The 2,625-nt window shown below is 74.8% G+C and carries 3 protein-coding genes; 1 reads left to right on the top strand and 2 read right to left on the bottom strand.

Features of this window, described 5'->3' with window-relative positions:
* On the top strand, positions 1-358 hold a 358-nt coding region (locus HUW36_RS30455), incomplete at its 5' end, for a glutamate mutase L (protein ID WP_174531241.1).
* A gap of 411 nt (positions 359-769) precedes the next feature.
* Here HUW36_RS30455 and HUW36_RS30460 read toward each other — a convergent pair.
* Both HUW36_RS30460 and HUW36_RS30465 read right to left on the bottom strand, forming a co-directional pair.
* Entirely contained in the window at positions 770-1,552 is a 783-nt protein-coding gene (locus tag HUW36_RS30460; protein WP_246248400.1) for an ABC transporter permease, read from the bottom strand.
* Positions 1,549-2,526 carry an ATP-binding cassette domain-containing protein gene (locus tag HUW36_RS30465; protein WP_174531242.1) on the bottom strand — a complete coding sequence of 326 codons (978 nt, stop codon included), beginning with the start codon at positions 2,524-2,526 and terminating at the stop codon, positions 1,549-1,551. Before HUW36_RS30465 ends, HUW36_RS30460 begins: the two co-directional genes overlap by 4 nt.
* Positions 2,527-2,625 lie beyond the last annotated feature (99 nt).

Consider the following 2,625-nt stretch of genomic DNA (forward strand, 5'->3'; position numbering starts at 1 on the left):
GGCGTTCCTGGCCGCCGACGACGCCGAGCGGGTCGTGGACCGGCGCATCGCGGCTCTGGCCGCGACGGTGGCGTTGCGCCGGCACGCCCGGGGTGCGGCCACCGGGGAACGCGCCGGCCGGGACCTGCGGGAGGTGAAGCTGCTCGTCGGCTCCGGCGGGGTGCTGCGCCACGCCGAGGCGGGTCACGCGGCGGCGGTGCTCGACGCGGTGCTCACCGACCACGCCGGTGGGTGGCCGTTGCCGCGTGCTGCCCGGCCGGTCGTCGACGTCGACTACGTGCTGGCCGCCGCCGGGCTGCTCGCCGCTGATCATCCGGCTGCGGCGGTGGCGGTGCTGCGGCACCACCTCGCCGGCTGACCGAGGGTCCACGCATCGAGACGCGCCGACGCGACACGCCGTGGCGCAACACACGACAGGCCGGGGTGGGTTGACAGCGGCGGGGGTCTACGCCGTACCGTCTTTGAGTCCTACTACGGGAAGCGGCTGTTGTTCGCTTCGTCCCTTCGTCCGCTGGCCGAGTGACCGGAAGGTTGCGGCGGCCAGGTCCAGCGGGCGGGGGTCGGCGGGGCGGCGCGAACCGGCCGCGGTTACCGGTGTACGGGCAGGGCGAGAGGAACGGCCAGTAGACAACGGCCAGGCGGGGGCAGCCAGTCCACGTCCGGTCGGTCCGAAGGTCGGCACCGATCGTCCTCGCCCCACCGGCCGGGAAGGGCCTGGGAGCATCGGGGCGCGGCTTAGGCCGCGCCCCGATTTCCGTCACCGCCCGGGTCAGTGGCCGAGCCGCTGGTAGCGGCGCACCGCCGCCGGTGCGGCCACCGCGATCAACGCCAGCGGCCAGGCGATCGCCAGCAGCAGCGCGTGTCGCGCCGGCCACGAGTCCGCGCCGACACCAGGATTGCCGAACAGGTCCCGGGCCGCCGCGACCGTCGCCGACAGCGGGTTCCACGCCGCGACCGCGCCCAGCCAGTCGGGCATCAGTTCCGGCGCCACGAACACGTTCGACATCGCGGTCAGCGGAAACGCCAGCGGGAACACCACCACACCGACCGTGTCCGGGTTCGGCACCAGCAGCCCCAGCAGGATCCCCACCCAGGTCAGCGCCGCGCGCAGCAGCAGGATCAGCGCCACCGCCCCGAGCGCGGCGAGTACGCCCTCACGCCACCGCCAGCCCACCAGCAGCCCGCACACGACAAGGGTGGCCATCTCCAGGCACGCCCGTACCAGGTCCGCGCCGGCGCGCCCGGACAGCGGCGCCGAGCGGGCCATCGGCAGGGACCGGAACCGGTCCACCACCCCGCGGCCGGCGTCGGACGCGATCGCCGACGCGGTGGCGCCGAGACCGTAGAGCATCGTCATGACGAACACGCCGGGTAGCAGGAACTCCCGGTAGCTGCCGTCGCCGGGCACCGCCATGCCGCTGCCGAACACGTAGCCGAACACCAGCACGAACATGATCGGCAGGGTGAAGTAGAGGACGATCTCCTCGGGCGAGCGGACCACGTGACGCAGGTTGCGTCCGGTCATCACCCACCCGTCGACGAGCGCCGTCACGCCGCCACCTCCACATGCTGCCGCGGGTGCGCGGTGTGGCCGGTCAGTCGCAGGAACGCCTCGTCCAGCGTGGGTCGGCGCACCAGCACGTCCTGCACCGCCACCCCGGTGTCGGCCAACTCCCGCAGCACCGCGGTGAGCACGGCGATCCGGTCGGTCACCGGCGCGTCCACCCGGCGCAGCTCCTGGTCCACCGCGACCTCGGCGCCGGTGGCCCGTCGCAGCACCGACGCCGCCGCCGCCACGTCCTCCGCGCGGCGCACCACCAGCTCGACGCGGTCGGCGCCGATGCGTGCCTTGAGCTGCTCCGGGGTGCCCTCGGCCACCACCCGGCCGGCGTCGAGCACGCACACCCGGTCGGCGAGCTGGTCGGCCTCCTCCAGGTACTGGGTGCACAGCAGCACCGTGGTGCCGTCGGCGACCAGCTCCCGCACCGCCGTCCACAACCCGTTGCGGCTGCGCGGGTCCAGCCCGGTGGTCGGCTCGTCGAGGAACAGCACCCGCGGCGGCACGACCAGGCTGGCGGCCAGGTCCAGCCGGCGACGCATCCCACCGGAGTAGGTGCCGGCCGACCGGTCCGCCACCGTGGCCAACCCGAAGCGGTCCAGCAGTTCGTCGGCGCGGCGCCGGGCCACCCGCACCGGCAGGCGCCGCAGCCGGCCGAACAGCACCAGGTTCTGCCGGCCGCTGAGCACCTCGTCGACCGCCGCGTACTGGCCGGTCAGGCTGATCGCCTCGCGTACCCGGTCCGGGTGCGCGGCCACGTCGTGCCCGGCGACCCGGGCCCGTCCGCCGTCGCCGCGCAGCAGCGTGGTCAGGATCCGTACCGCCGTGGTCTTGCCCGCCCCGTTGGGGCCGAGCATTCCGCACACCGTTCCGGTCGGTACCGCCAGGTCGAACCCGTCCAGGGCCGTGGTCGGGCCGTACCGCTTGCGTAACCCGTCGGCCAGCACGGCCGTCGTCTCATCGGTCATGGCGTCAGCGTCACCGGTGCCGCTGACCGGCGGCGCACCGCGCGCTGACGGCCGACGGCGGCGCGGTCAGCCGGCCCGCAGCAGCGCCTGCGCCTGCGG

The organism is Micromonospora maritima, from assembly GCF_902825405.1.
GTDB lineage: Bacteria > Actinomycetota > Actinomycetes > Mycobacteriales > Micromonosporaceae > Micromonospora > Micromonospora maritima.

What these genes read in the sequence shown, in the direction of transcription:
- HUW36_RS30465 (WP_174531242.1), bottom strand. Translation starts at nt 2,526, where the DNA reads ATGACCGATGAGACGACGGCCGTGCTGGCCGACGGGTTACGCAAGCGG.